This window comes from Fibrobacter sp., from assembly GCF_045112255.1.
Taxonomy (GTDB): Bacteria; Fibrobacterota; Fibrobacteria; order Fibrobacterales; family Fibrobacteraceae; genus Fibrobacter.
In genome coordinates, this window is sequence record NZ_JBGUHR010000121.1 from 14,199 (window position 1) to 40,996 (window position 26,798).

19 protein-coding genes are annotated in these 26,798 nt (G+C 47.3%); 14 read left to right on the top strand and 5 right to left on the bottom strand.

The window, feature by feature from the left end; genetic code table 11:
* Positions 1 to 6: 6 nt before the first annotated feature.
* The 11 genes from ACJMM9_RS15845 (at position 7) to ACJMM9_RS15895 (ending at position 17,183) form a co-directional block, all read left to right on the top strand.
* A complete protein-coding gene (locus ACJMM9_RS15845; RefSeq protein WP_405329115.1) occupies positions 7 to 1,122 on the top strand; it encodes a hypothetical protein in 1,116 nt (371 codons plus the stop codon).
* Between the two features lie 58 nt (positions 1,123 to 1,180).
* On the top strand, positions 1,181 to 2,788 hold the full coding sequence (gene cimA, locus ACJMM9_RS15850; protein ID WP_405329118.1) for a citramalate synthase: 1,608 nt from the start codon (positions 1,181 to 1,183) through the stop codon (positions 2,786 to 2,788).
* Between the two features lie 71 nt (positions 2,789 to 2,859).
* Positions 2,860 to 4,149: a histidinol dehydrogenase gene (gene hisD, locus ACJMM9_RS15855; protein ID WP_072830444.1), complete on the top strand. Its 1,290-nt coding sequence runs from the start codon at positions 2,860 to 2,862 to the stop codon at positions 4,147 to 4,149.
* 158 nt (positions 4,150 to 4,307) lie between these two features.
* Entirely contained in the window at positions 4,308 to 8,183 is a 3,876-nt protein-coding gene (gene purL, locus ACJMM9_RS15860; RefSeq protein ID WP_405329121.1) for a phosphoribosylformylglycinamidine synthase, read from the top strand.
* A 314-nt stretch (positions 8,184 to 8,497) separates the two neighbouring features.
* The gene (rhuM, locus tag ACJMM9_RS15865) at positions 8,498 to 9,361 is read left to right on the top strand and encodes a RhuM family protein (RefSeq protein ID WP_405329124.1); all 864 of its coding nucleotides are present in this window, start codon (positions 8,498 to 8,500) and stop codon (positions 9,359 to 9,361) included.
* Positions 9,362 to 9,425: 64 nt separating this feature from the next.
* On the top strand, positions 9,426 to 10,034 hold the full coding sequence (locus tag ACJMM9_RS15870) for an alpha/beta hydrolase (protein ID WP_405329126.1): 609 nt from the start codon (positions 9,426 to 9,428) through the stop codon (positions 10,032 to 10,034).
* Positions 10,016 to 10,507 (top strand): hypothetical protein, encoded by a 492-nt coding sequence (locus ACJMM9_RS15875; protein WP_405329129.1) that lies wholly within the window; start codon positions 10,016 to 10,018, stop codon positions 10,505 to 10,507. Before ACJMM9_RS15870 ends, ACJMM9_RS15875 begins: the two co-directional genes overlap by 19 nt.
* A gap of 211 nt (positions 10,508 to 10,718) precedes the next feature.
* A complete protein-coding gene (locus tag ACJMM9_RS15880) occupies positions 10,719 to 13,136 on the top strand; it encodes a DUF4419 domain-containing protein (RefSeq protein WP_405329132.1) in 2,418 nt (805 codons plus the stop codon).
* Positions 13,137 to 13,139: 3 nt separating this feature from the next.
* On the top strand, positions 13,140 to 14,405 hold the full coding sequence (locus ACJMM9_RS15885; protein ID WP_405329135.1) for a hypothetical protein: 1,266 nt from the start codon (positions 13,140 to 13,142) through the stop codon (positions 14,403 to 14,405).
* A 298-nt stretch (positions 14,406 to 14,703) separates the two neighbouring features.
* Positions 14,704 to 15,606, top strand: coding sequence for an Abi family protein (locus ACJMM9_RS15890; RefSeq protein WP_405329137.1), 903 nt, complete (start codon positions 14,704 to 14,706; stop codon positions 15,604 to 15,606).
* Positions 15,607 to 15,752: 146 nt separating this feature from the next.
* The gene (locus ACJMM9_RS15895; protein ID WP_405329140.1) at positions 15,753 to 17,183 is read left to right on the top strand and encodes a glycoside hydrolase family 5 protein; all 1,431 of its coding nucleotides are present in this window, start codon (positions 15,753 to 15,755) and stop codon (positions 17,181 to 17,183) included.
* 131 nt (positions 17,184 to 17,314) lie between these two features.
* On the opposite strand, the gene ACJMM9_RS15900 is transcribed toward ACJMM9_RS15895, so the two are convergent.
* Positions 17,315 to 18,586: a hypothetical protein gene (locus tag ACJMM9_RS15900; RefSeq protein ID WP_405329143.1), complete on the bottom strand. Its 1,272-nt coding sequence runs from the start codon at positions 18,584 to 18,586 to the stop codon at positions 17,315 to 17,317.
* Positions 18,583 to 20,001 (bottom strand): hypothetical protein, encoded by a 1,419-nt coding sequence (locus ACJMM9_RS15905; protein ID WP_405329146.1) that lies wholly within the window; start codon positions 19,999 to 20,001, stop codon positions 18,583 to 18,585. The genes ACJMM9_RS15900 and ACJMM9_RS15905 overlap by 4 nt, the downstream gene beginning before the upstream one ends.
* A 131-nt stretch (positions 20,002 to 20,132) precedes the next feature.
* Here ACJMM9_RS15905 and ACJMM9_RS15910 point away from each other — a divergent pair, with 131 nt between their 5' ends.
* Positions 20,133 to 20,888: a hypothetical protein gene (locus tag ACJMM9_RS15910; RefSeq protein ID WP_405329149.1), complete on the top strand. Its 756-nt coding sequence runs from the start codon at positions 20,133 to 20,135 to the stop codon at positions 20,886 to 20,888.
* Entirely contained in the window at positions 20,885 to 21,706 is an 822-nt protein-coding gene (locus tag ACJMM9_RS15915) for a hypothetical protein (RefSeq protein WP_405329152.1), read from the top strand. Before ACJMM9_RS15910 ends, ACJMM9_RS15915 begins: the two co-directional genes overlap by 4 nt.
* An 88-nt stretch (positions 21,707 to 21,794) precedes the next feature.
* Here ACJMM9_RS15915 and ACJMM9_RS15920 read toward each other — a convergent pair whose 3' ends face one another.
* Both ACJMM9_RS15920 and ACJMM9_RS15925 read right to left on the bottom strand, forming a co-directional pair.
* The gene (locus tag ACJMM9_RS15920) at positions 21,795 to 23,432 is read right to left on the bottom strand and encodes a transporter substrate-binding domain-containing protein (RefSeq protein WP_405329155.1); all 1,638 of its coding nucleotides are present in this window, start codon (positions 23,430 to 23,432) and stop codon (positions 21,795 to 21,797) included.
* Positions 23,433 to 23,478: 46 nt separating this feature from the next.
* A complete protein-coding gene (locus tag ACJMM9_RS15925; RefSeq protein ID WP_405329158.1) occupies positions 23,479 to 24,078 on the bottom strand; it encodes a TIGR01440 family protein in 600 nt (199 codons plus the stop codon).
* 149 nt (positions 24,079 to 24,227) lie between these two features.
* On the opposite strand from ACJMM9_RS15925, the gene ACJMM9_RS15930 reads away from it, so the two are divergent.
* Entirely contained in the window at positions 24,228 to 25,922 is a 1,695-nt protein-coding gene (locus tag ACJMM9_RS15930) for a hypothetical protein (protein ID WP_405329161.1), read from the top strand.
* Here the strand turns inward: ACJMM9_RS15930 and lgt are convergent.
* Complete coding sequence (lgt, locus tag ACJMM9_RS15935; RefSeq protein ID WP_405329164.1) at positions 25,909 to 26,775, bottom strand: prolipoprotein diacylglyceryl transferase; 867 nt, start codon at positions 26,773 to 26,775, stop codon at positions 25,909 to 25,911. The genes ACJMM9_RS15930 and lgt overlap by 14 nt on opposite strands.
* Between the last annotated feature and the right edge of the window lie 23 nt (positions 26,776 to 26,798).

Below are 26,798 nucleotides of genomic sequence, written 5' to 3' on the forward strand. Positions count from 1 at the left end.
TAAAACATGGCTAAAAAGAAAAAATTTTGGAAGTCGCCTTCTGCAGAGGCGGCTTTTCGTGGTAAAGAAGACCGTCTTCGCAAGACTCTTTGCGAAATTGTGAACGGACAAAGCCGTTTGTTGCACCGCCCGGACGAATTGTACGAGGCGATTGCGAACGGTCTTGACGATATTGAAAAAATCAAGGATGTGAAGCTCCAGCTTGAACTTTTGGCCTGGACGCTTCGCTGCGACTTCTTGGCGTTCAAGGCTGACGACGAAGAAATGGATACGTGGAACGACTTGTTCTACGATGCCGGAACGTTCTTTGTTGAAGTTGCAAAGACTTATGATGACAAGGATTACATTGCCGACTTGATCCACGATTTGGCTGTGCGCCATGTGGGTGGGGAAGGTCGCGAAGTCGTGTTCCTCTCGATCGAAGACGTGATGCCGGTGGAACGCGCAAAGGCTTTGATTGAAGAACTCCTGGGCGTGATCGATGCGACGGAACTTGAAAATCGCGAAGACGTTCTCGATGCCATTTGCGACATGGCCGATGCCATCAAGGATACTGAAAACTTTGCGAAGGCTTCGCTTTACAAGGATCCGGACAAGAGCAATGCAACGCTCATCGATATCGCAAACTCTTACTTTGTCGCAGGCAACATTTCTATGGCAAAGCAGTGGCTTGGCGATGTGAAAGATCCGGGTGCCGAAGACGAAGAAGCGTTCCTTGATTTGCAGGCCGCCATTGCTGACCGCGAAGGCCGCAAGACGGATTGCCTCAAGTTCGCCACACGCTTGTACGAATGCTATCCGAAGGTGATGAACCTTTCGAGACTCTGCATGCTCAAGGACGATGCTGGCGTCGATAAGCTTTTGTTCGATCACATCAAGTACCGCGATAGCGGTAAGTGCGACACGAGCTTGATGATGCTCCTTGCAAATCTCAAAAAATTCGAATTGCTCGAAAGCTACGTCAAGCACTACGAACGTGATTTGCCGGGCCTTGAGGCCTCTGAGCTGAATGCGATTTCGGATGAGGTGGAACGCGCCGGTGCAACAGAACTTGCAAAGCACATCCGCGAATGGACTGTTGAAGAACCCGAAGACGCCGAACCCCTCGACGATCGGGAATAGGCTGATTTCTTTCGTCTTTCGTCTTTCGTCTTTCGTCTAAAATTCTATTTTTACCTACATGAAAGTCCTTTTATACGATACAACGCTCCGTGACGGTAACCAAGACCGTAAAATAAGTCTCTCCTTAGCTGATAAAGTCCAGATCGCTCGAATTTTGGACCACTTTGGATTTGACTATATTGAAGGCGGTTGGCCGAACCCCAGCAATCCGACCGATGAGGAATTTTTCAAGCTCATCAAGGACGTAAAGCTCAAGCATGCAAAGATTGCCGCTTTTGGCAGTACGCGCCGTCCGGGCATTTTGCCCGAGAACGACCCGCTCTTGCAGGCGCTCATCAAGTCCGAAGCTCCGGTCAAGACGATTTTCGGCAAGAGCTGGGATTTGCATGTGACGGACGTTATCCGCACGACTCTCGAAGAAAACCTCGACATGATCGAGTCTTCTGTCGCTTACCTCAAGGAACATTCCGAAGAGGTGATTTACGATGCGGAGCATTTCTTCGACGGCTACAAGGCTAATCCGGAATACGCGCTTGAAACGCTCAAGGCTGCCGAACTTGGCCATGCCGATTGCATCGTGCTTTGCGATACGAACGGCGGAACGATGCCGTGGGAAATCGAAGAAATTGTAAAGAAGGTTCAGGCTAGAATTTCGACGCCGCTTGGCATCCATGTGCATAACGACAGTGGCCTTGCTGTGGCAAACTCGATTTACGCTGTAAAGGCGGGTTGCGTGATGGTGCAGGGCGTGGTGAATGGCTACGGTGAACGTTGCGGAAACGCAAACCTCACGACGATTGCCGCCGATTTGAAGTTCAAGATGGACTGCGATTTTACGGCTGCAAAGAAGCTCTCGCACTTGCGCCAGCTGAGCAGCAATATCGACCAGATTGTGAACTTGCCGAGCGACGTGCATGCCCCGTACGTGGGCGATGCAGCCTTTGCCCATAAGGGTGGTGCGCACATCGATGGCGTCATGAAGGTCAGCAAGAGCTTTGAACATATCGACCCGCATACCGTAGGTAACGACCGCGTGTTCGTGACAAGCGACCAGGCTGGCGGTTCTCTCGTTGTCGAAAAGCTCAAGGCCATCAAGCCGGGCATCGACAAGAAGGATCCGGTGGTGGCAAGCCTCCTCAAGGAAATCAAGGAACGCGAAAATGCGGGCTGGCATTTCGACTCCGCTGAAGCAAGCTTCAAGCTTTTGGTCTACCGCCACTTGGGAATGGTCAAGGAACCGTTCAAGGTGCTCAACTACCGCGTGATTGAAGACAAGACGCCGCAGGGCGTTTCCGTGTCGCAGGCGACGGTCAAGCTCCAGGTGGGCGACCAGATTAGCCATCAGGTGAGCGAAGGCGATGGCCCGGTGAACGCTCTCGATGCCGCACTCCGCAAGGCACTTTTGCCGTTCTTCCCGTGCATGGGAAGTGTGCGCCTGGACGACTTTAAGGTTCGCGTGCTCGGTTCCAATGTGGCATCCGATGCAACGGTTCGTGTGTGGACAACGTTTGGCGATGAACACGGCTATTGGAACATGGTCGGTGTTTCTAGCAACATCATTGAAGCCTGCTGGACTGCATTTGTCGATGGCCTTACGTACAAGATTTTGCTTGAAGACAACGTTATCCCGAATGCATACAAGCACTTGGATGTGGCGTCTGTGTAAATTCGCTGAACCGCGACAATTTGCCAAACCAAGCCGGGTATAAGAGTTTTAAAAATAGAAGGTCTGTTAAAATGAAAATCGTAAAAGTCACTCCGAAGTCTCAAGAGATTGACAGAATTTGTGGTCGTGAAGTTGCTCCGAGCAAGGAAATTCACGACAAGGTCATGGACATTCTCGCCGACATCAAGAACGGCGGTTATGCCAAGGCTGTGGAATACGCTCAGAAGTTCGATGGCCTCAAGGGTAAGAACCTCCGCGTGTCCGAAGCCGAAATCAAGAAGTCTGCCGCCAAGTGCCCGCCCGAAATGCAGCGCGCACTCAAGCAGGCGATTAAGAATGTTCGCGATTTCCACGTGAACCAGATGGAAGATTCTTGGCTCATGGAAGGTAAGGACGGCGTGGTTCTCGGTCAGCGTATCCGTCCGATGAAGCGCGTGGGCCTTTATGTCCCGGGTGGTGCAGGCATTTATCCGAGTACCGTTATTATGAATGCGGTTCCGGCCATTGTCGCTGGCGTCAAGGACATCGTCGTCGTGACTCCGATTAAGGGCGAAATCAACCGCGCTGTGGCTTTTGTGCTTTGCGAACTCGGCATTACCGAAGTTTATCACATCGGTGGCGCTCAGGCTATCGGCCTCCTCGCTTACGGTGCGAAGGATGGCAAGGGCAAGGTCGTCGTGGAACGCGTTGACAAGATTGTGGGCCCGGGTAACGTTTTTGCCGCAGTCGCCAAGAAGGAAGTCTTTGGCATTGTCGATATCGATATGGTGGCTGGCCCGTCCGAAGTGCTCGTGCTTGCAGACAACACCTGCGATCCGGACTTTGTCGCTGCCGACCTCTTGAGCCAGGCAGAACACGGTTCCGGTTTTGAAGCTGCTATCTGCATTACGGACAACATGGAAACCGCACAGATGATTAGCGAATGTGTGGACATCCAGGTTGAAAACTCTCCGAAGAAGGAACTTTTGACGAAGGTGCTTGACAACTTTGGCCGCATCCTCGTGGTGAAGGATTGGTTCGACGGTGTGGCCATTGCTAACGCCATTGCTCCGGAACACATGGAAATCATGACGGACGAAGCAGAATCTATGGCTGCCCAGATTGAAAATGCAGGTGCTGTGTTTATCGGTCCGTGGTCTTCTGAACCGGTGGGTGACTACTTTGCAGGCCCGAACCACGTTCTCCCCACGAACGGTACGGGTCGTTTCTTCAGCCCGCTCGGCGTCTATGACTTCCTCAAGCGCATGAGCATCATCAAGTACTCTGAAAAGGCTATCAAGAAGAACGCAAAGGCAATCGCTGTCGTGGCTAATGAAGAAGGCTTCATCCACCACGCCGCCGCAGTTCTCAAGAGACTGTAATCGCGATTTGTCACCCCGCACTTGTTGCGGGGTCGCCTTACACAGTTCTATTTACATTTTATGAAACGGCTCCGCATTTTGCGGAGCTTTTTCCGTTTGAAAATATCCTCAAATTGCTATATTTGGGGCGGTAAATATTTAGGCTAAAAGAGGTCAAAATGCTCATTCTTCGTGGTACTCCGGCTCTGTCGGATTTCCGTCTGCAAAAGCTTTCATCTGATTTTAAGGCCGCTGGGATTCCGGTTGCATCTGTGTATGCCGAATTCCTCCATGTGGTGGATCTGTCCGCCGACCTGACCGCTTCCGAAAAGGAAACTCTCGAAAAGGTCCTTCATTACGGCCCGATGCGCGAAGTCAAGGCGCTCGAAGGTGAACTCTTTGTGGTCTGCCCGCGTCCGGGTACGATTAGCCCGTGGAGCTCGAAGGCTACCGATATCGCTCACATTTGCGGCCTCCCTGCAATCAAGCGCATCGAACGCGCCATTGCTTACTATGTGAAGTATGAAGGTGCTGCTCCGGCCGGCGCTCGCGAAAAGATTACGGCCAAGATTCACGACCGCATGACTCAGGCCGTGTTTGCCGACACTGCTTCCCTCGAAGTGCTCTTCAGCAAGGAAGAACCGCGTCCGCTCAATGTGATTCCGGTGCTCACCGAAGGCCGCAACGCCCTCGTGAAGGCTGACAAGGAAATGGGCCTTGCCCTTTCCGCCGACGAAATCGATTACCTCGTCAAGAACTTCACCGAACTCAAGCGCAACCCGACCGACGTTGAACTTTACATGTTCGCTCAGGCCAACTCGGAACACTGCCGCCACAAGGTGTTCGGTGCCGAATGGACCATCGACGGCGTGAAGCAGGACAAGTCCTTGTTCCAGATGATCAAGAACACCTACCAGCTCCACAATTCCAACATCTTCAGCGCTTACAAGGATAACGCCGCTGTGATGAAGGGTGCAACGGCTGGCCGCTTCTACGCTGACCCGCGCAACAACAAGTACGACTTCCACAACGAAGAAGTCGACATCCTCATGAAGGTTGAAACCCACAACCATCCGACTGCAATTTCTCCGTTCCCGGGTGCCGCTACGGGTAGTGGTGGTGAAATCCGTGACGAAGGTGCAACGGGTAAGGGTTCCAAGCCGAAGGCTGGCCTTACGGGCTTCAGCGTTTCGAACCTTAAGCTTCCGGGTGCAGTTCAGCCGTGGGAAAAGGACTTTGGTAGCCCGTCCCGTATTGCATCCGCTCTCGACATTATGATTGACGGCCCGCTCGGTGGTGCCGCATTCAACAACGAATATGGTCGTCCGAACATCCTCGGTTACTTCCGTACGTTCGAACAGGAAGTTTCTTCTGAAAAGGGTACCGAAGTTCGCGGTTACCACAAGCCGATTATGCTTGCTGGCGGTCTCGGCAACATCAAGCACCAGCACATCGAAAAGGGCCACATTGACCCGGGTGACCACTTGATCGTTCTCGGTGGTCCGGCCATGTTGATCGGTCTTGGTGGCGGTGCTGCTAGCTCTGTCGCTAACGGTGCTGGTAATGAATCTCTCGACTTTGCTTCTGTGCAGCGTGAAAACCCGGAAATGGAACGCCGCTGCCAGGAAGTCATCGACCGCTGCTGGGCGATGAACGAAGAAAACCCGATTACGTTTATTCATGACGTGGGTGCAGGTGGACTTTCGAACGCCTTCCCGGAACTCGTGAACGATGGCGGTCTCGGCGGTAAGTTTGAACTCCGCAATGTGCCGAACGACGAACCGGGCATGAGCCCGTTCGAAATCTGGAGTAACGAATCCCAGGAACGTTATGTTATCGCTATTGCTGGTGACAAACTCGACGTGTTCGACGCTATCTGTAAGCGTGAACGTTGCCCGTACGCAGTCGTGGGCGAGGCTATCCCTGAAAAGCACTTGACCCTTACGGACAAATACTTCGGTACGACTCCGATTGACATGCCGCTCGGTGTGTTGCTCGGTAAGCCGCCGCGCATGATTCGCAATGAAAAGTCCCAGAAGCGCCCGCTCTCTTCTCAGGTGGTGCCGGCTGGCGTGACGGTGAAGGACCTTGCACATCGCGTGCTTGCTAACCCGACCGTTGCAGATAAGACGTTCTTGATTTCTATCGGTGACCGTTCCGTGACGGGTATGATTTGCCGTGACCAGATGGTTGGTCCGTGGCAGGTGCCGGTTGCTGACTGCGCCGTGACGAGTGCAACGCTCGACACTTACGAAGGCGAAGTCATGAGTATGGGCGAACGCGCTCCGATCGCTCTCATTTCTCCGGCCGCTGCAGCCCGCATGACGGTTGCTGAATCCCTCACGAACATGGCTGCCGCTTGCGTCCCGGATATGGGCCGCGTAAACTTGTCCGCAAACTGGATGGCTACGCCGAACTACGAAGGCGATGGTGCCGACTTGTACGAAGCCGTGAAGTCCATTGGTATGGAACTCTGCCCGGAACTTGGCATTACGATTCCGGTCGGTAAGGACTCCATGAGCATGAGCACCGTGTGGCAGGACGAAAAGGGTAGCCACCGCGTGACTGCTCCGATTTCTCTTGTGATTAGTGCCTTTGCTCCGTGCGCTGATGTTCGTAAGACGCTCACGCCGCAGCTCTTGCAGAAGAAGGACACGACGCTTGTGCTCGTGGACCTCGCTCGTGGCAAGAACCGTATGGGCGCATCCATTGCCGCTCAGGTTTATAACCTTCTCGGTGACAAGGCTCCGGATGTTGATTCCGCTAAGGAACTCCGCGCCTTCTTCGAAACCATCCAGAAGCTCAATGCCGATGGCAAGATTATGGCTTACCACGACAAGAGCGATGGCGGCCTCTTCACGACGGTTGTCGAAATGGCATTTGCCGGTCACGTGGGTGTAACGCTCGACGCTACAGCTCTTAAGGGCAATGTGATTGACGCTTTGTTCAACGAAGAACTCGGTGCCGTCCTCCAGGTCGCAAACGCTGACCTCGCTGCTGTGAAGGCTGCTTTCGAAGCTGCTGGTCTCGGCGATACCGTTTCTGAAATCGGTAAGCTCAACGATACGTACAACATTGTGATTGGCGACTACGCCGAAGGCCTCTCTGACCTCCGCGCTATTTGGAGCGATACGACTCGCCGCATTGCCGCCCTCCGCGACAATCCGGAATGTGCCGAAAGCGAATACAAGCTCAAGCTCGAACAGGACGATCCGGGTATCACGCCGAAGGTCACGTTTGATCTCGCTGCAAGCGCCAAGGTTATCAAGGATTACGCAAGCCGCCCGAAGATGGCAATCCTCCGTGAACAGGGTGTCAACGGCGAACTCGAAATGGCTGCCGCATTTGCAAAGGCTGGCTTCGAATCCATCGACGTTCACATGACGGACATTCTCTCCGGCCGCGTAAGCCTCAAGGACTTCAACGGTCTCGTCGCTTGCGGTGGCTTTAGCTATGGTGACGTTCTCGGTGCAGGCGAAGGCTGGGCCAAGAGCATCTTGTTCAACCCGAAGGCTCGCGCTGAATTTGAAGCTTACTTCAACCGCAAGGATACCTTCACGCTCGGCGTTTGCAACGGCTGCCAGATGGTCTCGAACCTCAAGGATTTGATTCCGGGTGCTAAGCACTGGCCGCGCTTTGTGCAGAACATCTCCGAACGCTTCGAAGCTCGTTACTGCTCTTTGAAGGTCGAAGATACGCCGGCTGTGCTCCTCAAGGGCATGGCAGGTTCTGTTCTCCCGATCGCTGTTGCTCACGGTGAAGGTCGTGCTGAATTCGCAAGCCGCGAAGCTGCCGAAGCCTGCCTCAAGACAGGTCTCGTGGCTCTCCGCTATGTCGATGGTAAACACGAATACACCGAACGCTACCCGCTCAACCCGAACGGTTCTCCGTTTGGCATCAACGGCCTCTGCTCTGAAGACGGCCGCGCCCTCGTGATGATGCCGCACCCGGAACGCGTGTTTCGCACCTGCCAATACTCTTGGCACCCGGCAGAATGGGGCGAAGATGGCCCGTGGATGCAGCTCTTCCGCAACGGCCGTATCTTCGTAGGCTAATCCCCTTTACTTGTCACCCCGGATTTATTCCGGGGTCACCTTACATGTTTGAAAAATCCGCTTCTTGCTTTACCGCAGGGGCGGACTTTTTGCATTAAAATCGGAAATTCCGATTTTTCTTCTAATGAATTATCAACTAGTTCCATTTTGGAAGTAGTTCAAAAGGAAATATGTTAAAACCTAGTTATCGCAAAATTTGCGACAACTGCAGATGAAAAAAAATCACAATGTCATAATATGACATCGTGAAAGTCTATATTAATTCATGAACAATTTTATGCCGCCTTTTTAGCTTGTAGGCGGTCGGAGGTATTATGAATAAGAAGGATTTATCATTAGATGGTGAAATTATCATGTATCAGCCTGAAGGTGCTATTCAGTTGCCTGTACGAGTAGAAAACGAAACAGTATGGCTGACGATTGATCAAATGGCTCTTCTTTTTGGAAAATCGCGTTCAACTATTAACGAGCATATATTAAATGCCCTATCTGAAGGTGAAATATTAAAAAATGAATCGGTAAGAAAAATCGGAAATTCCGATTTTTCTACCAAACCTACAAATTTCTACAATCTCGATGTCATCATTTCTGTCGGCTATCGAGTAAAGTCTATTCAAGGTACACAATTTCGTCGATGGGCGAACCAAGTTCTCAAAGAGCATTTGCTTAAGGGGTATAGTGTTAACCAACGATTGATTTCTCAAGAAAATAAACTCGAGAATTTGGATTCTCGTGTTGTTAACCTTGAAAAACAGGTGGACTTCTTTGTCAAAGCAAATCTACCTCCTAGTGAAGGTGTTATACCAGCTAATGCTCGTTGGAGTGGTTATGAATTTGCGGTACAGTTAGTTCGCTCTGCAAAAAAAGAAATCATAATCATCGATCCGTTTGCAAATGATTCATCTCTTTCGCTTGTTGCAAAACGTGCTGTAGGGGTCAATGCTATCATTTACTCCGCTAGAATTACGCATGCGATGAAAGATGATGTTGACCGTATAAATCGTCAGTTTCCAACTGTTGAATTGCGGACTATGCGGGAAGTTCATGATAGATTTATCATTGTAGACGAAACAGTATATCATGTTGGTGCGTCGATTATGGATTTAGGCTGTAAAATGACGGCGTTTTCGGTTCTGAACCTTGTGACCAAGGAACAGTTGCTAGGTTTGGTAAAGTGAATCCCTATCTCTAGCCGATTGGTGTAGATTTTTGTATTTTCTAGGCGAAAAAAGCGAAAAAGAAATGAAAAAACTCGTTATTTACGTTCACGGGAAAGGCGGTAACGCCGACGAATCCAATCATTACAAGCCTCTTTTCCCAGATTCCGATGTCATCGGTTTTGATTACAAGTCGGAAACCCCATGGGATGCCAAGCAGGAATTCTCGGCTTATTTTGATTCGGTTGCTGCAAATTACGACGAAGTCGTGCTTATCGCAAATAGCATTGGCGCGTTCTTCTCGATGAACGCTTTGGGCGAAAAACGCATCAAACAAGCGTTCTTCATTTCGCCGATGGTGAACTTGGAAAAGCTCATTTGCAATATGATGCTGTGGGCGAACGTCTCCGAAGATGAACTCCGCGAAAAAGGTGAAATCGCGACGAATTTTGGCGAGACGCTTTCTTGGAAATATCTTTGCTACGTGCGAGAAAATCCCATCAAATGGAATATCCCGACGCATATTTTGTACGGCTCCAATGACAATTTGACTGACCTCGAAACGATGCAAGATTTTGCTCAAAAGGTAGGTGCGTCGCTCACGATTATGCAAGGCGGCGAACATTGGTTCCATACCGACGAACAGATGCAATTTTTAGACAGGTGGATTGAAAAATGTCAGAACAAACATTAACTCGCGAAACCTTAATTGAATTTTTCGGTGAACAAGAATATGAAAAACTCTGCCGCCACGAGGCGGGCCACGCTCTAATCGCGTTCCTGTTCAAGCGCCAGATTGATTACGTCAGAATCAACAATTCCAAGGAAAAGCCAAGTGCTACGCGTATGCCTGGAAGCTCGCTCGATGGTGCCGCTCACATCGCTATTGCGGGCCACATGTCGGACTTTTTGATCCGTAAAAATTTCGCTTGCGATCTCGACACTGTTATGAAAGAACTCCCGATGGAGCTTTACAGGAGTGACCCTGATTACCAGAGTTTCCAGGCTGCTTGCTATTACTACCAACTTGCTGAAACAAACGTTGTCGAACAAGTTTACAATCTCATGATGGCTTGCCAAAAGTCGCTCACTGCAATTGTCGCTGCCCTCAACGAAAAAACGAACTTGAGCGGAGCCGACCTCACCGCCATAATGAGCGGTAAGTAATCCCGTTTCGACCATGTCATCCCGGCCTTTTTGTCATCCCGGACTTGTTGCGCAAGCGCAACGCCCTTCGGCTCAGCTATGTCAAAGATTAAATTCTTTGACGCAGCGTTCGCCTCGTTTGCTTTTCCGGGACGGGATTGTCTTCTTGTATCTACTTTATTTTACGTTCCCTTATTAAATCTCAGTAAGGCTATGTTTTTATATTGTTAGTATGCATAGCCTTTACAAATTCTTTTTTCTCCTCCTTGCTGTAAGCGTTCTGCTCGCTTGCGAACAGAAACGTGATAATGTTCCCGAATATTCGTCGAGGCTCGTAAAAGAAAATGCGAGCTTTGTTCGCGACACAAGCGCTTATGCAATCATCGTTGATACGACTGTTCATGATAGCGTATTTCGCGAAGAAACTGTCCCTGCAGAGCGAGGTGGTTTTGCGGAATATTTTGCAAGCTGGCATCAAAAAAATAATCATGAAACGAAAATTTTTTATGCCTACTCGGATTCTATAAGCTCATTTGTAAGGGATCATTCCAAAAAATCTGCATTTATAGATTTGATCGCTTTGGCCTATGCTAGGCACTATGCTATGGAAATAAATCCAGACGATATTTGGCTTTTGATTTTGGACGGCTTCCGTTTGCATGTAAAGAGCAATAGTGATTCTTTGAAAGACCGTTTTGTAGGGCCAGATGTTGATACGGATATTAAAGTTTTTGCGAATCATCTGACGATGGAATCTACGCACGAAGAATGGTTTGGCGTCATTGCAGATTTTTTCGATAATCTTCAAGAAAAGTTGCCACCAGAAACGGGTGCTCCGTTGCGAACGAAATTTTCGACCACAAGTCCTGTCGATTACAATATTTCACGTTCCATGATCATGGCGATAGCATCTGAATATTATACATATACTGCCTTTACTTTATGTGGTATTCCGAAAATAAAGATAAATGGCACAAAAGAGGATTGGAGCTTGTTGAAGGATTCCTTTAATAAGCTTGCGACTCGCCTTGATATGGAATGGTGGTCGCAACAGCTAAATCCCATTCTTGATGAATTTATTAAAGTCTTCGATGGACAAAGTTCTGTCTCATTTTGGAAAAATATATATAAGCTATATGAACCCGAAGGTTGTGGAAATCCTGAGTTTAATGGCTGGTTCGCCAAGTTCTATCCGTACTTGATGGGATATTCTGATAAAATGAAGTTTGTAAAGCGAACTGATTGGGATAGTGATATTGATTTTGAAATCCTGCCTAACGCTCTTACGTCTGTCGATGTTAAATGGAATTATTTGGGTCAAGAAATCCCTTTGAAACTTTATACAGGATTTATCGGAATCCAGGTGGATACGACTTTGAAAATGCTGAAGGCTGCAAGAGGGTACGCCTTGCGCTCGCAATGTGGCTGGTGCAATATAAAGAATGTTGCGGATACGTTAACCTATATTCCTGGAAAACCGCATCGTATGCTGGAAATGTTGGCCATCTCGGATTCAATGAATATCTATGACAAGAACGGATTGGCATTTGCGACGCATGACCGCAATGAAATTGAAAATTTTATAAAGTCCTCGAACTACGAAGAAGAATATATGGAACCATCTATACGTTCCAGAATAGAAAAAAAGTATAAATCGATTTTGTCGGTCAACCTGTTCAAAGATGGAAAGCTATTAGATCACTTGCAATATTTCGTTGTGCCTGAAGAAAATTCCTCTGGAATCCTTACCCTTCAGGGCGTGGTTGAGATAAATGACAAGAAGAGTATTGAATCCTTTTTTAAGGAACGAAATATCGCTATTGATGGTGAGGTTAAGGAATTTGAAAATGAGAAATCCCTCCCGAAATTGAATTTCGATATTCTTGTGGATACGGTTGTCCTGAAAAAAGGAAATTCTCTTAGAGAAGATCTTGAAATGGGTGAATTTAAAACAGGGATAATTCAAACCTTGAAAAATTCGATGGGGTGGAGACTCAAGAGATTGTTGTATCGCTATTATAATGATGATTTTAATTTATCCGCAGTTGCGGTGATGGGCTATAAAGAAAACGGCCGCGTAGATGAACAGGTGTCCTTGTCTTTAATGCCTGACTCTAATAAAGATTTTGAAATGGAATTGAAGGATATATTGCATTATGGTTATATGCCTCCGGAGGTTCATACGGATGTTGGCAATGATGAAATTGCTCAAGAAATTGTTGATGCGGTAAAATTTCATATAGCTTTTACAAGGGATTACCGCATGGTATGCAAGCAGAATGGGCAAGATTCCAAAGATTCTGTCGATATTGTCGGCGCTCCTGCTACAAAAAAGAGCCTTTGTAGTGAGATTAAGTTCTCTAAAGATCTTGCAACTGGCGGTGTTGTTCGCTATGAATGTATAGAATACAATAAAATAATAGTGCCTAAGAAACGTAAAAAGAAGTTGAACTCTAAAGAAGCTGCACTTGCGGACTCTCTTATGGCTTGGTCCAATGCTTTGTATGTGGAGCCTCGTGAAAGAATTCGTTCCACCTATACTAATGCGTATTTTAATAAGCGTCATGACGTATATGATTCTCGTTATAACCTCCCGATTTCACAAGTCGTGACCCTTAAAATCCCGGCATGCTTTGTTGAAGAAAAATAGATTATGCATTGTTTTTACAAATTCTTTTTCCTCGTCCTTGCCGCATGCGTTCTGCTCTCTTGTGACCAGAAACGCGATGAAGCTTCTGTGGATTTTATTCCCGGAAAGCCACGGCTTTTGCAAGAATCTTTGGCGTTAGCAGATTCTATGGTTGTTTATAACGCACAGGGACTCGCTTACACGACGAATAGCCTGAATGATATCAAAGAATTTGCTAAGGCTTCGGTACTTGATGAAGAAACTGTTGAATATGATAGAAGCCTCAGATATGTTTCTGAAGATGAAGCGAATTTATCTGTTAGCTTGTTTCAAAATGGGATTTTGATTGATTATTTGTTCTACTATAAAAACCCTTATTCTGGGGATACTCTGTTTGATGGGCTTGTGTATTCGTTGCTGGGTTCCGGCAGAATGAAGAAACTGGATTCTGTTTATATGTTTTTCAAGGAACGGAATGTTTCTATAGATGGTAAAACTGTAGAATTCAAAACGCGTCCTAATCTACCCGAGTTGAAAGTGGATATATATGTTGATACATTCGAACTTAAAGAAGGAAAAATTCTTGGTGATACGATGCCACCACGTGAATTTGAAACGGGACTTATTAATAGTGTAAAAAGGCCTTGTCGTTGGCTTCTTGACAGAGCTTTCAAACGATATTATAAGGATGGCTTTAATCTTTCTGTTGATGCTACGATTACGTTTGGCGATAGTGGCCGAGTGTTAAATGTTGATATGAATACGGATCATCCGGAATACGGCGATTTCTTGGAAGAAGTGAAATCTATTCTGTATTACGCATGGATGCCGCCTGAGGTGCAGACTCAGCTGATGCTTAATCCTCCTTGTTTTATATTTACCGATTTTCTCCCTCCAGAATTGCGTTCACGCCGCCTTTTTAGCAAGGTCGCTGCTCAAAATATTGTCAAGTCAGAAAAGGTCCACCTCTCGTTTGCTAGACAATATTTCCAGGAATGTAATGGTGAGGGAAATGAAAAAGATTCGATTGAAATTGTCGGCTATTCTGACGACTTCAAAGAACATTGCGATAAGATTCATTTTACGAAAGACTTGGCTACGGGCGGAATTAACTATTTGCGATGCGTAAAAGGGGTGGCTAAAAGTGATTCGCTGTTCCCTAAAAAGCCTGTTAAACCAGCGCAATCATTTGAGCTGTTTGATCGATATCATGCTATGTACGTCAAAGAAGACCTTTCTTTAAATCAAGTCGTGACACTCAAAATTCCGGCTTGCTTTGTAAAAAATTGAGTTTTTTGCTAACGGTTGTTTGTAGAACAACCTGCGACTCGGTCATGAAAACAAGCAAGCTTGTTTTTCACGACTCTCGTGCTAACGGTTGTTTGCAAAATAAATGAGAAAAAGCCAAACCACTTGCAAATACCTCTTCAAAGACGTAAGTTTGAAAATGATTTGGAATTTTCAAACAATAAGAGTCCTTGACAAATGGTTTATTTTTGGCTAGATTTAATATTAACAGTTCCCACCGCGCCTCTTAACAATGCGTACCACGGTGGGACTTCGTTTTTTTTAGGCTTTGGAGTGGTAAATGAAATACTCGAAACGGCCTATTGATATTCCTGAACAGATTACTGCTTTAATTAATCGCGGATTAGTTATTGAAAATGAAACTTTTGCTCAGCGACAGTTTTCAAGCATAAGTTATTTTCGGTTAGCTTGTTATTGGAAAACGTATGAAATAAATTCGAATACACATGAATTGGTAAAGGGAACTTCGTTAGAGGAAATATTATCCTTATATGCATTTGACCGTGAATTGCGCAGTATTGTTTTTTCTGCTATTCAAGATATTGAGATTGCTTTACGCACTAGGATAATCCATCATTTTTCAATGAAACATGGTGCGTTTTGGTTTATGGATGGTTCTCTTTTTTCTGATGCTGAAATATTTGACAAGTGTTTCTTAAGTCTGCAAAATGAAGTATCGCGTTCAAAGGAGGATTTTTTATTGGAGCATTTCAAAAAATATGATAGTCCTTCGATGCCGCCCGTATGGAAAACACTGGAAGTTGCGTCTTTCGGAACATTGTCCAAATTGTTTTGTAATATGGCTGATATTTCTGTAAAAAAGTCTGTTGCCAAAAGTTTTGGCTTGCCTCAATATAAATATTTGGAAAGTTGGATTCGCAGTATTACTGTTTTACGTAATTGTTGTGCTCATCATGCGCGTATATGGAACAGGCGTTTCCCACTTATGCCTCAGTTACCAAAACATCTATCTTTAGCTTGGATTGATGTTAATGCTGCAAAACCGATGAAACTTTTTGCTCTGCTTTCGACGATTTTGTATCTTGAACAGAATATTGTATCAAATTCGTCTATCAAGGAACGGTTGTTAGCGTTGCTCTTGAGGCAACATCAGTCAAGATTGAAGGCTATGGGATTTCCTGAAAATTGGCGAGAGCAGAGCCTTTGGACAACCATTCAGTAGAACCCACACCTCATTTGACAAATCGTCAACACTTTTAACGGCAAAACTTGGGCTTTTGCCGGGCATAGATGTATATTTAGGTTTGGTGTATGATCTTTCGTTGTTTGGGGATAAAACGCGAATGGCATAGAACCAAAGGATTAACTATGTTGAAACAGCACATTCGCGTTGCTGCTCTTTGCAGCGCGTTTTCTTTTGCATTGGCGTCAAATTCTTTCGCGGCTGATTTGCCGACGGCAAACGAAATGTTTGCCAAGATGGGCTTTGGCATTAACATCGGGAACACAATGGAAGTTCCCCAGAATCCGACGTGGTGGGGCAACAAGTTCCCGACCGAGGCGTACATTGATTCGGTCAAAGCGGCGGGTTTCAGCACGATTCGCATTCCGTGCGCTTGGTACAGTCATTCGAACGCTTTGTCTCGTGATTCTAGCAGGGCGGACATTGTTCCAGGCGGTGGCCCGAACGAGATTGCGTCTAGCTGGATGGATTCCGTGCAGACGGTCGTGGATTACTGCATGCGCGCAGGCCTTGTGACGATTCTGAACATTCATTGGGATAACGGCTGGCTCGAAGGTAACCTGAACGATCAGGAAAAAGACAAGGTGAACGCCCGCCAGAAGGATTTTTGGACGCAGATTGCAAACCGCTTCAAGAACTATAACGAAAACTTGCTCTTCGCGAGCGCGAACGAGCCTGCGACAACGGACGACAATTACAAGCATGAAACTGAAATCCTGATGACGTACCATCAGTCGTTTGTAGATGCCGTGCGTGCAACGGGTGGCAACAATGCTAGCCGTACGCTCGTGATTCAGGGACCTTCGACGAGTGTGGATCGCAGCTGCGAGGTGATGCCTGTGAGCAAGCTTCCGAAAGACGTGATTGCCGATCGCCTGATGGTCGAAGTGCATTATTACGACCCTTATACCTACACGCTGTTGAACGATGTTGTCGATTGGGGCGCTCAAGTCTATCCGCAATATTACTGGGGCACAGAAGACCTCGCAACGGGCGAGGATCTTGTGCATAACTGCGGTTACAACGCTTGGGCGGGTGCCATGGGCGACCCGTGTACGGGCGACCGCATGGATGATCAGTTTGGCAAGATGAAAACGAATTTTGTCGATAAGGGTGTGCCTGTAATTATCGGTGAATTCGGCGCCAATGACCGTGTTGGCGTTCTGACGGGCGACAAGTACGCCAAGCATCGCAAGGGGCGTCTCGCATATTATGATTACCTGATGAAGTCTGCCAAGAGAAACAAGGTTGTGCCGATTGCATGGGATACCGGTCACGAAGGCGAAAACAATATGACGATTATCCGCCGCCAGACGGAACCGGACGGCTCCGTGTTCGATATGGAAGTCTTGAACATCATGCGTCACGCTTATGGTCTTACGGATTACGTGAACAACGGCATTACGCACGTTGAAAATTTCAAGACTGACGACGGTACGATTTCCATTTTCAAGCGCAATCGCCCGGCACAGTCCCGCAGCTTGCGCACCTCCCGCACTTACGACTTGCTCGGTAAGCAGAACCCGCAGGCAAGAGTCGTGAAGGTCAAGAAATAAGTCATCCCTAACCTCATACGTCAAAGGCGGAGCTGAACTCCGCCTTTTCTCGTCATTAAAAAAGCCGCGCTTTTCAATGCGCGACTCTCGTCTTTCGTCTGTAGCCGCTTTGCGGCGTTCTCTCGTCTAACTTAGAATCCTATGCTGGCTTGCACCATGTAGATTCGGTTCTCGTCCTGGCCAGTGTAGTAGCCGCGTTCTTCGCCCCAGGTAGCGGCTTCGACCGAGAAGAATCTCAGGACTTCAAGCCCGACACCCGCAGAAGGGTAACCGCCTCTGAAACCGCCTGCAAGTCGGAGGGTAATAAAACGGAATTCGTTGTTGAGTCCCGGAATTGCAGCGAGTGTTTGTTCAAATTCAAAACCAAAATTCAGGTGGGTAAAGAACTTGTAGTTTCGGTCATTGTTGAACATGTCCGCAAAATCTAGGGCTACATTAAATTTGCGGCCAAATCCTGTATTGCTGTTCATGAATCGGGGACTGTAGTTGACGCCCATCGTAAAATTCGGAGTTAATGTTTCTCCTGCGAGAGACTTGAAATAGATGTCGCGTAGCGATGCGCCGAATCGCACTTCTCGATTGAACTGGTAGAGTACACCTAAATCCAAGCCGAACGAGAATGTTTTGGAATCAAAGAAGTCATCTGTCGCGTCACCAAGCTGGTCCTTAAGTGTATCAACGATGGAACTGTAATTTGCAAGACCTACGGTTACCATGTTGGTCTTATGGCGTTTGACTATCTTTGCGCCGGCACCTACGGAGAGCGCGTTCGGAATGATTTCATAGGCGCCGCCCATTTGTGCAACAGCATCGATCACGAACGTATCTACAACCACATAGGGGAGGATAAGTCCTGCATCAATGTAAGGCGCCACGCTTCCGTTCATCCAGAATGCCGCACCGAAGTTATGGAACGCCAGCTCCGCATCGAACTTGACCCTTGCTTCCATTGTCTTGTGATCGTAAGAACTTATTGTTTTAACGTATTTTGGATTCTTGACAAGAGAATCGAGGATTGCACTTGTTTTGCTGGTTATTTGAGGGTGATCTTTGGTTATGGCGTTGGCTTCATTTTGGGCGTCACGGAACAAGTCCTGGACTTCTTTCACGTCGCTGTATGTCGAAAGGAACTTGAAAATGTCGCCGGCACCGCCAAAGGTCAGGCGCATATCGCCAATCCAGTTTCGTGGATAGTAGCCTTGCTCTGGGCGCTTGTCATAATTACCGAGTCTGTTGATCTGGCTCAATCCAGCGTAGTTGTAATGAACAGCTTCCTTGTCGTCTACGACGGCGACATGGGCGCCGCCCATAGATTCTGCACGGAGAGAAAAGTGTGTCGGCGATTTAGCTGAAGCGACTGACCAAGTAAGAACGAGAACTGCAAATAAGGTTAATTTATTCATTTTGCGTTTCTCCCTTCGAACCACTTGATGAATTGCTCTTCCGTATAGTTGTCCCAGCATCCACCAACCATTTCTTGTCTGTCTTTTAATTTGTATTTGATATTATTTATGTCAGTGTCTTTGCGAATCAATTCTTTTTTTGCAATTAAGGAATCGCGTTTGGCCTGCATATCTTCTTTCATGTTTTCAGGGAATGTTCCGTCTGAAGTAAAATTGAAGTTTATTTTGTTTGAGAATTTCAAACGGTGATTCTTTTTCTCGTCGCGATCATTGGGGTCTCGGAAAATAAATTGCCATTCGTCAAGATCGTCTTGAGTCGTCTTTCCATCCATGTCGATATCGATGGTGTTGTACTTTTCAAGGACGCTGAGGGAGTCAATCTGAGCCTTTGTCAGGTCGTAGGTCGTCGGGTCCTGGCCGATAGACTTGACCTCTTCGATGTTGGTCGGTCTCTTTTTGACGAGGACAATTGAACGGCTGTCGCGGGCGTCTTCGTCGATTTCACCATCGCCATCATTGTCGTAATTGTCGATGACTTCTTCGTCAACGCAGCCATCGCCGTCATCGTCTATTGCGTTTCCGAATTTAAAGAAAACGTCGTTGCGGTCTTTTTCGATTGTCTGTGCTCGGTCATTCATCTGGATGACTGAGTTTGCAAGTCCGACGGTTACGTCTGCATAGTCTTCTTCATCAAAGAACTGGCGTGTGGAGTCTGGCAGATATGCCTTGATGATTTCTGCTGCACTTTCTGGGGAGGACTTGATCGCTTCAGCTGCTGAGGCCATGTCGTTAAGGAACGGCTTGAGGCTGTCGCCGAGATCGTTCAATGCGTCCAGGTTCATCATCATGCCTGCATTGTCGGCAGAGACTATTGATGAAAGCTGAGCCTGTACAGACCTTATGCGAAGAGCCGCTTTCGTAAGCTGGAGGATTGTATAGCTGTCGGCAATGTCGCTAAACCGAATCTTCTTGTCCGTCTTGTCGGTTGTATCTCGGTCGATGAACTTGTTGACGAAGATCAAGACGGAGTCGATCCCTCTCGAAATAGAATCTGCCTTTTCGTTAGTCATGTCGAGAAATCCGTTGGAACTCTTGCCGTCTTTTTCGGTCTTCTGTGCATAGGAGGCGAGTTCAAATACGTCTATGCCTTCCTGCATTTTTAGAACAGTTTTGCTAAGACCGACCCAGGCTTCTGAACAGCCGGAGTCTGCCTGTATGGCTTTGTTGAAAAATTTGCGAGCCGCATCGAAGTTCGATTTTTGAAATTCTATGTAGCCGTCGTGAGTCAGGGCTGCTGCGTCGTCGTTATCAGCGTCACGGCTTCCTGTCGGGTGGAACAGGTTGCATCCTGCGACGCCCAAAGACAATGCGATTGCTACAGACCACATCCATTTACTTTGCGAAATTTTTCTCATGTTGCCGATCCTGAAAAACTATTTCATTACTCTAGGTTATAAAATAACATCATTCTAACCAAAATGAATATTTTGCTTTTTTTTAAGAGCTTTTTTTACGGTAATCTCGTAAAAAAATATATTTGCGCTCGATGAATGCTTATAAAGAGTATTTTCCGACGAAAGCCTACCGCATTGCGGAGTTGCGTCTGTCTGCCTTGCTTCGGACAGAACGGGATCGTCTTGACGAAATTGCCGCTGCTTTGGGGCGTGAATCTGCTATTGGTCCTGATAACTTGCGGGAACAGTTGCCCGAAATACTCAAGTTTACAGAAGCCTATCATACGGCATACGATCAGTATCTTAAAGCGGTCCTCGTGCAACAGCCGCGCCCTATTCAATGCAGACCCGCCTGCGGAAACTGCTGCCACCATTACCCGATGTCGGTGGAGCCGTTCGAATTGATTTTCATGTACAGCGAACTGCGCAAGCGGGACGACCTTCTGTCGTTGATGGAAGCCTGCCAGATGCGCTCGGACAAGTTTGAATCTTTGTTCGAAATGCGCAAGGATGAGGGCCTTTCTGAAGACGATGCCGAAGACAGGGCTTTGCATGATTACTTTGCCTGGTGGCGTTCTTGTCCGTTCTCGAACGGGGTGGGGGACTGTACGGTCTATCCGCTGCGAACGGTCTCCTGCCGTATGTACTTTAGTGAGACGGACCCGAAGTACTGCACTCCAGACATGCTTCAGACGGAAAAGAACGATAGCTATATAGTTTATATGCCAGATGTTGTTGAAGATGCCGTCTATGGAATCTCGGAGCATTATGCAGCGCTCGATTTGCCTGAGAGTTTTTTTGGCGGTCTTTTGGCGCTGAACGGCTATGAAGGAGTGCTTGGCGCGTGAATCCGTTTGCTGAAAACGAGAAAGAACCGCTAGCTTTTGACGGACAACTCGACTTGTTCGGTTTTGTGGGCAATAAGGAGGCTGAAACGAAGGCCCCGTCGCCGGATTGCTCCCAAAACGGACTCGTGCATTTCAAGTACAATCCGCTCCTGAAAAAGAGCATCCGTTGCAAGGGCGGGTTCCTCTTTGGACACCCGGAAGTCCTTTTGCCTGCGTACATGAAGGCTCCCGAGTTTGCTGCGGCCCGTGAACTTGCTGCGGAATGGGCCGAGCATGCCGTACGACGTAAAACGCAAAAGAACAAGGCTGTTATTAAGGATTTGGTCAATCGCTTTTGGCAAACTGTTGACCAGATCTTTACAGATAAAGGTGAAGCTCCGCTTGCAAGTAAGGGGCGCTTGCCGCCGATTCGCCCGCAAGGGGTGCATCATAACCTGACGGATGTGCTTGCGGCTATCAATAACACGTATTTTGATGGTTCGCTTACTTGTCGCATCACCTGGAGCAATCGCGTGGGAGGTCTCAGCTTCCATTCTATTCGCAAGGACCCGGTGACAGGCGAAAGCTTCCATCTGATTAGCATTAGCCGTGGCTACGATGCCGCTAATTGCCCTTTATACGCCATTGCAGGGGTTGTTTACCACGAGTGCCTGCATATTGTTATTCCTGTCGAAGAACGTGGTGGGCGCCGCATTGTGCATGGCCGAGAGTTCCGCCAGCGCGAAAAACGCTATATCTATTACGATGAATGGATCAAGTGGCACAAGGAAGTCCTGCCGCGAAATATCCGCGCCATGAGACACCACAAGGCTTTGTAATAATTAGGAATTCGGAAGTATGAATGAGGAATTGTTTAGTTTGGCGGCTTCGCCGCGATTATTTCAACTCCGAATTCCTAACTCCTAATTAATTAAAAATGTCCTGAATTTTCTGGAAGAATCGGCTCAAGGCTCCTGTGGAGTCTCCGATTCTTTCTATGGCATGTTGCGGCGTGTGAACGACAATTACGGATTCGTTCTTGTCGTAAGGAATCGAAAAGTCGATAGAATTGCTGCGTTCTTCGGTAATGCTTATAGCCGCGATGCAAAGATCCGTCTTTTCGTTGACAAGGGAAGGGATAAGGACATCGAAATTCATATCTGCAAATTTGATGTTCTTGTTCAGCATCTTGCCGATCGTGTACATGATGTCAATATCAATGCCAGAAAGCTCGCCCCACTGATAAAATTCGTAAGGAGCGTAAAGCGCTTCCGTACCGACGATAAGCGTGTCACTTCCAATCCAGTCTTGCTGGATTACTCGAACCGCAGATTTGTTCTTTGACCATTTATCCTTGATTTTCTGTATTTCGCCTTTTTTCTGCAAAACCTTAATGCATGAATCAATGCTTGCCTTAAGCGGACTGTTCTTGCTCATGGCGATGCCAAATTCATCTTTGTTCAGTCGATCCTTTAAAATGGAAAAATCGGAATGATGCTTGAGTATGATTTCTGCAACGGAATAATCCACGGCGATGCCGTCTAGGTTCCTCTGCTCCAGAGCCTTGGTCATTTCGGGAATGTTTGTAAAGTACTGGATGCGCGGAAGCTTGATAAGCTGCTGAACTTGTTCGTCGAGAGTCGTTCCTGTCTGGACGCCGACAAATTTACCCGATAAATCTGCAAGCTTGTAGATTTCGTCAGGTTTCTTGGGTTCGAGATAGGTCATCTGCGGAACCTTGCTTAATGTCGCTTCTTTCGTGAAGTCGTTTTGGCGGATGGCAAAAGCCGTTTTCCCGATGTAATAGGGCTTTGAAAAGTCGATTTCGTTTTGAAGCTTCTTTGTTGGAGTGAATGCAGAAATGATGAGATCGGCTTCGTTGTTCTTGAGCTTGGATACAAGCTTGTTTCGGTCAGTCTTGATAAGAGATGTCTTGATGTTCAGTTTTTCTTCGAGAAGCTTCACGATGTCGATATCGAGGCCGATAATCTGGTTCTCGCTTGTAAAGGAAAAAGGAGGAACATCGGCGGATGTCGCAATCCTTAAAACCTGATCGGAATTGCTTTCCTTGGTGCTGATGAGCGGGTTTGTCTTTAATTTTTCATGCCAGTGCTCGTTGAGTTCGTTTAAGGTCCCGGCTGCGTTTAAGCTGTCGATGAGCCTGTTGATAATCCCTTTTAAATCAGGAATGGTGCTGTGCTTGTTCATGCCGATAACTATTTCTTCGGACATGCCGACGTCGTTTTCGATAAATGTTAGCCCACTCATGCTGTCGTTAAACGTGTGGGTGATGATAATGTCGTTGTAGGCTAAAATATCGATATCGCCGACCTGGAGTGCAAAGTATGCTGTGATCAGGTCGGGATACTGCTTGATTTGGGCGTTGGGAAATTGATTGATTACAGCCTCTTGTGTGCTTGAATTTTCTTCGACACCGATCGTGTACTTTGAGGAATTGCCTTTAGAGGCTAATGTAAGTGGTTCTTGTGAGAAGCCTTTACAGCCGGTACAAATTGCTAAGAATGCACCAAAAACAACGAAGAGTATTGCAAATCGTCTATCCATATACGATAAATGTAAGAAATTAAAATGAAAAAGCAACAAAAAATTGCTAAAACTCCGGATACCCGTCCTTGAGCGCATCATTGTAGTGGGCGCGTTCGCCGCCGATGAACTTGGGGCGGGTGCGGGCGGCAATGATGATCGCCTTGCCGATATGGTTTTGCTTTAAGCGCACGGGGACGGCGACTTCGCGGAGGTGCATACCGATGAGGGTCCCGCCGATATCGATACCTGCGTTTGCCTTGATGTGTTCAAGCGCTACGGGAGCCTTGAAGCTTGCGTAGCAAGCTGTAGCGAAGGAGCCGCCGGCTTTGGGCTGTGGCACGACATTCACGATTTCTGCATTCGGGACGGCTTCATGTTCGATGATGATTGCGCGGTTCAAGTGTTCACAGCACTGGGCGGCGATGTAGATGCCGTTTGCGCCAAAGACGCTTTGGAGTCCGTCGTAAATGGCTTTGCCGACTTCCGGTACGGAGTGGCTGCCGACTTGGTTGCCTAAGGTTTCGCTTGTGCTACAGCCGACAACGACGATATCGCCTTTTGTGAGGTGAGCCGTTTCCACAAGTTCTGCTGCAACTTTCATGGCATCAGACTTGATTTGCTCAACAAGATTTTTGTCGTCAATTTCGTAAGTGATTCCTGCCATTGTAAAACTCCTGCTAAAAGCTTGCTTAAAGATAATTTTTTTTGAGTTTTTGTGCAGAAATAACGCAATTTGGAGGAAAAAAATGGGAAAATTTTTCCAAAAATCACGATAGCAATGTATATTATAAATAAGAATCATATTGGGTTTTTATGAGCGGCGAAACAGACAATTCTTCGAGCGTTATTGGACTCGACCGAAAGAGAATTAAGGAATTCTTTTTGCGCAAGCTTCCTGAGATGAAGGAAGCTGTTATTGATGCTATTATCGAGATATTGCCAAGTGTTCCGCACTATCAAGAGGAAAACGACCATTTCACATTTAGAATCATCATGGGTAACGGTAATCCGCCAATGGGCTGGAACCGGCGTATCTATGAATTTTCTGGTGATGCTCTTGAAAATCTTTTTAAGGAACGCGTCAAAGCGTGTCTGAAAGACGTCATTCATTTTTGCAAAAGCGGCTGTGATTTGATTATCCAGCAAATGCCTGCCCGTGAAAAAGCGGAGGCTTCCATTCAGGTTGGGGTTTTCCAGTCGGACATTGGAAATGCCGGGGAAACGGAACGAGCGCTCCTTGAAAAAGGTTTTTTGCTGATTGAATGTGTCAACCGTTCCAAGATTTGTATAAATTCACATACGTCGTCGGGCGTTAGCGATCATTTGCTTATTCGCTTCGACCTGGATGAAAACGAGTTCTCCGATAATTTAGAAGATCGGGATTTCGAGTCTTACCCGAATGGATTCTGGGCCGGGCTTTTCTCGCAAATCAAGAGGGAAGTCCACGGTACGATTTGCCTGTTTGTCGATCCGTCCTGGAATGGCAATGACGACGAAAATTTTGATGCCGGTAAGATAGTCTTTGACGACTATAAGGAAATGCAGATTAAGCCGGATTCCATGCTTGAAACGCAGACATTCCGTGATCTGTATGAGCAGAATTTTATCCGTAAAATGTTCATTTCGATGCTCAATTACGATGGCATCACGGTGATTGATACAAACGGCTGTGTGCGCGCGTTCCATTGCTTTGTCTCCATTCATCGAGGTAAGTTTACATCGGGTGGCGCAAGGCACCGTGCTTATAGGGCGCTTGCTAATTTGTTCAAGGATAACGAGTGCTACAAGGCGCTTTATTTCCAGTCGCAAGAAGGCAATGTCCGTTTCTATTATAAGTTCCGTGTTTCACCGATGTTTGATTCGACGGTGATGGATAAGTGCGATGCCGCTGAAGTAAATGAAATTGCATCGCTGAAAAATGCAGAACATGTTGATGGTAAGACGGTTTCGCTTGCGTCTGCGGTCAATGCCGGGGTTCAAGAATCTTCTGCTGTGGATGATTCTTCGCCATTGTCGGATTATCTGAATCGCTTACGCGATGCGCATTTGGGAATTGACAACTTCTACAATGAACCGAAGCCTGCTGAAGACCTGTTTAATGCAACGCATGAAATGACGGATAAATCCTGGAGTGAAGTCAATGTGGGTCGTGTGGTCAACGTGCCGCTGATTTGCCTGATTGGCAACTCTTACGGTTATTCGACAAATGCAGAACCGTTCCTCAAGAATTTCCTTGAAGCGATCCCCCTGTCGGTCTGGAAATCCTACATGAGCAAAAAGTGCTTCGAAGATTCTTCACTTTCGGCAACGCTTGGCAGCAAGAATCAGGAAAGCCAGTGGATGAAACTCATGAATGAAGTCGCTGCTGACGATGGCAAGGCCGAAAAGTATGTGACCGACGAACTGGCGGCCCATATCAAGGCCGTTTATAAGAAAGTCTGCAAGCTGTTTGCCCAGAAGTTCGAGGAAGAACGAAACCTCTGGGAAAACCTGTTTAAGGGTTATTAGCTTTTTTCTCGCGATAGAACAGATACACCATCCAAATTAGGCCTGCGATGATCATTATCGAGCAAAGCGTCTGGCCGCGGCTCATGCCAAAGAGGTCTACGCGTCCGAGGTGGGCGTCCGGCTTGCGGAAAAATTCAATGAAAAAGCGGAATAGACCGTATCCCATCAAATAGAGGCATGGCATCTTGTCGTGAAGCTTAGGGATCTTGCGCAGGTTGTACATGAGCGCAAAAAGAATGATGCCTTCGAATAACATTTCGTAAAGCTGGCTTGGATGGTGGAGGATCGGGTTTGCGAGAGTGCTATCGTGAGCTAGCGGGAACCACATGCCGATGGCGCTTGTGGTCGCTTCGCCAAATAGTTCGCCGTTGATGAAATTGCCGTAACGTCCCCAGGTATAGGCGAGAGGCGCAGCAAGAAAAGCGAGGTTGAATGTCTTCCAGACGTCGAGATTGTTTCGTCTTGCTCCGATGTACATGAACAGAAGTCCTAGTACGAGACCTCCGTGATAAGACATTCCTGAAATCCCGACAAAATGGTAGCCGAGATCGTCGTGGACCATGGGAAACAGGATTTCGGATGGGTTCGAAAGATAGTAGCTCGCCTTGTAAAAGAAGACGTAACCAAAGCGTGCTCCGAGGAGGATGCCTGCGATGACCCAAGTGAACAAATTGTCAAGCTGGTCCTTGGTGATCCCCATTTTTTCTTTCTGGTTGATTTTCCACATGGTGATGTAGGCGGTCACGAACGCAAAAATGTACATGATGCCGTACCAGCGCACCGGGAAGTTCCCAAGTTGGAATGCGGTTCCATCAAAATAAGTCGGTATTAAGTTCCACCAAGATAATTCCATAATAAGCCTTTTTCTTTTGTGTT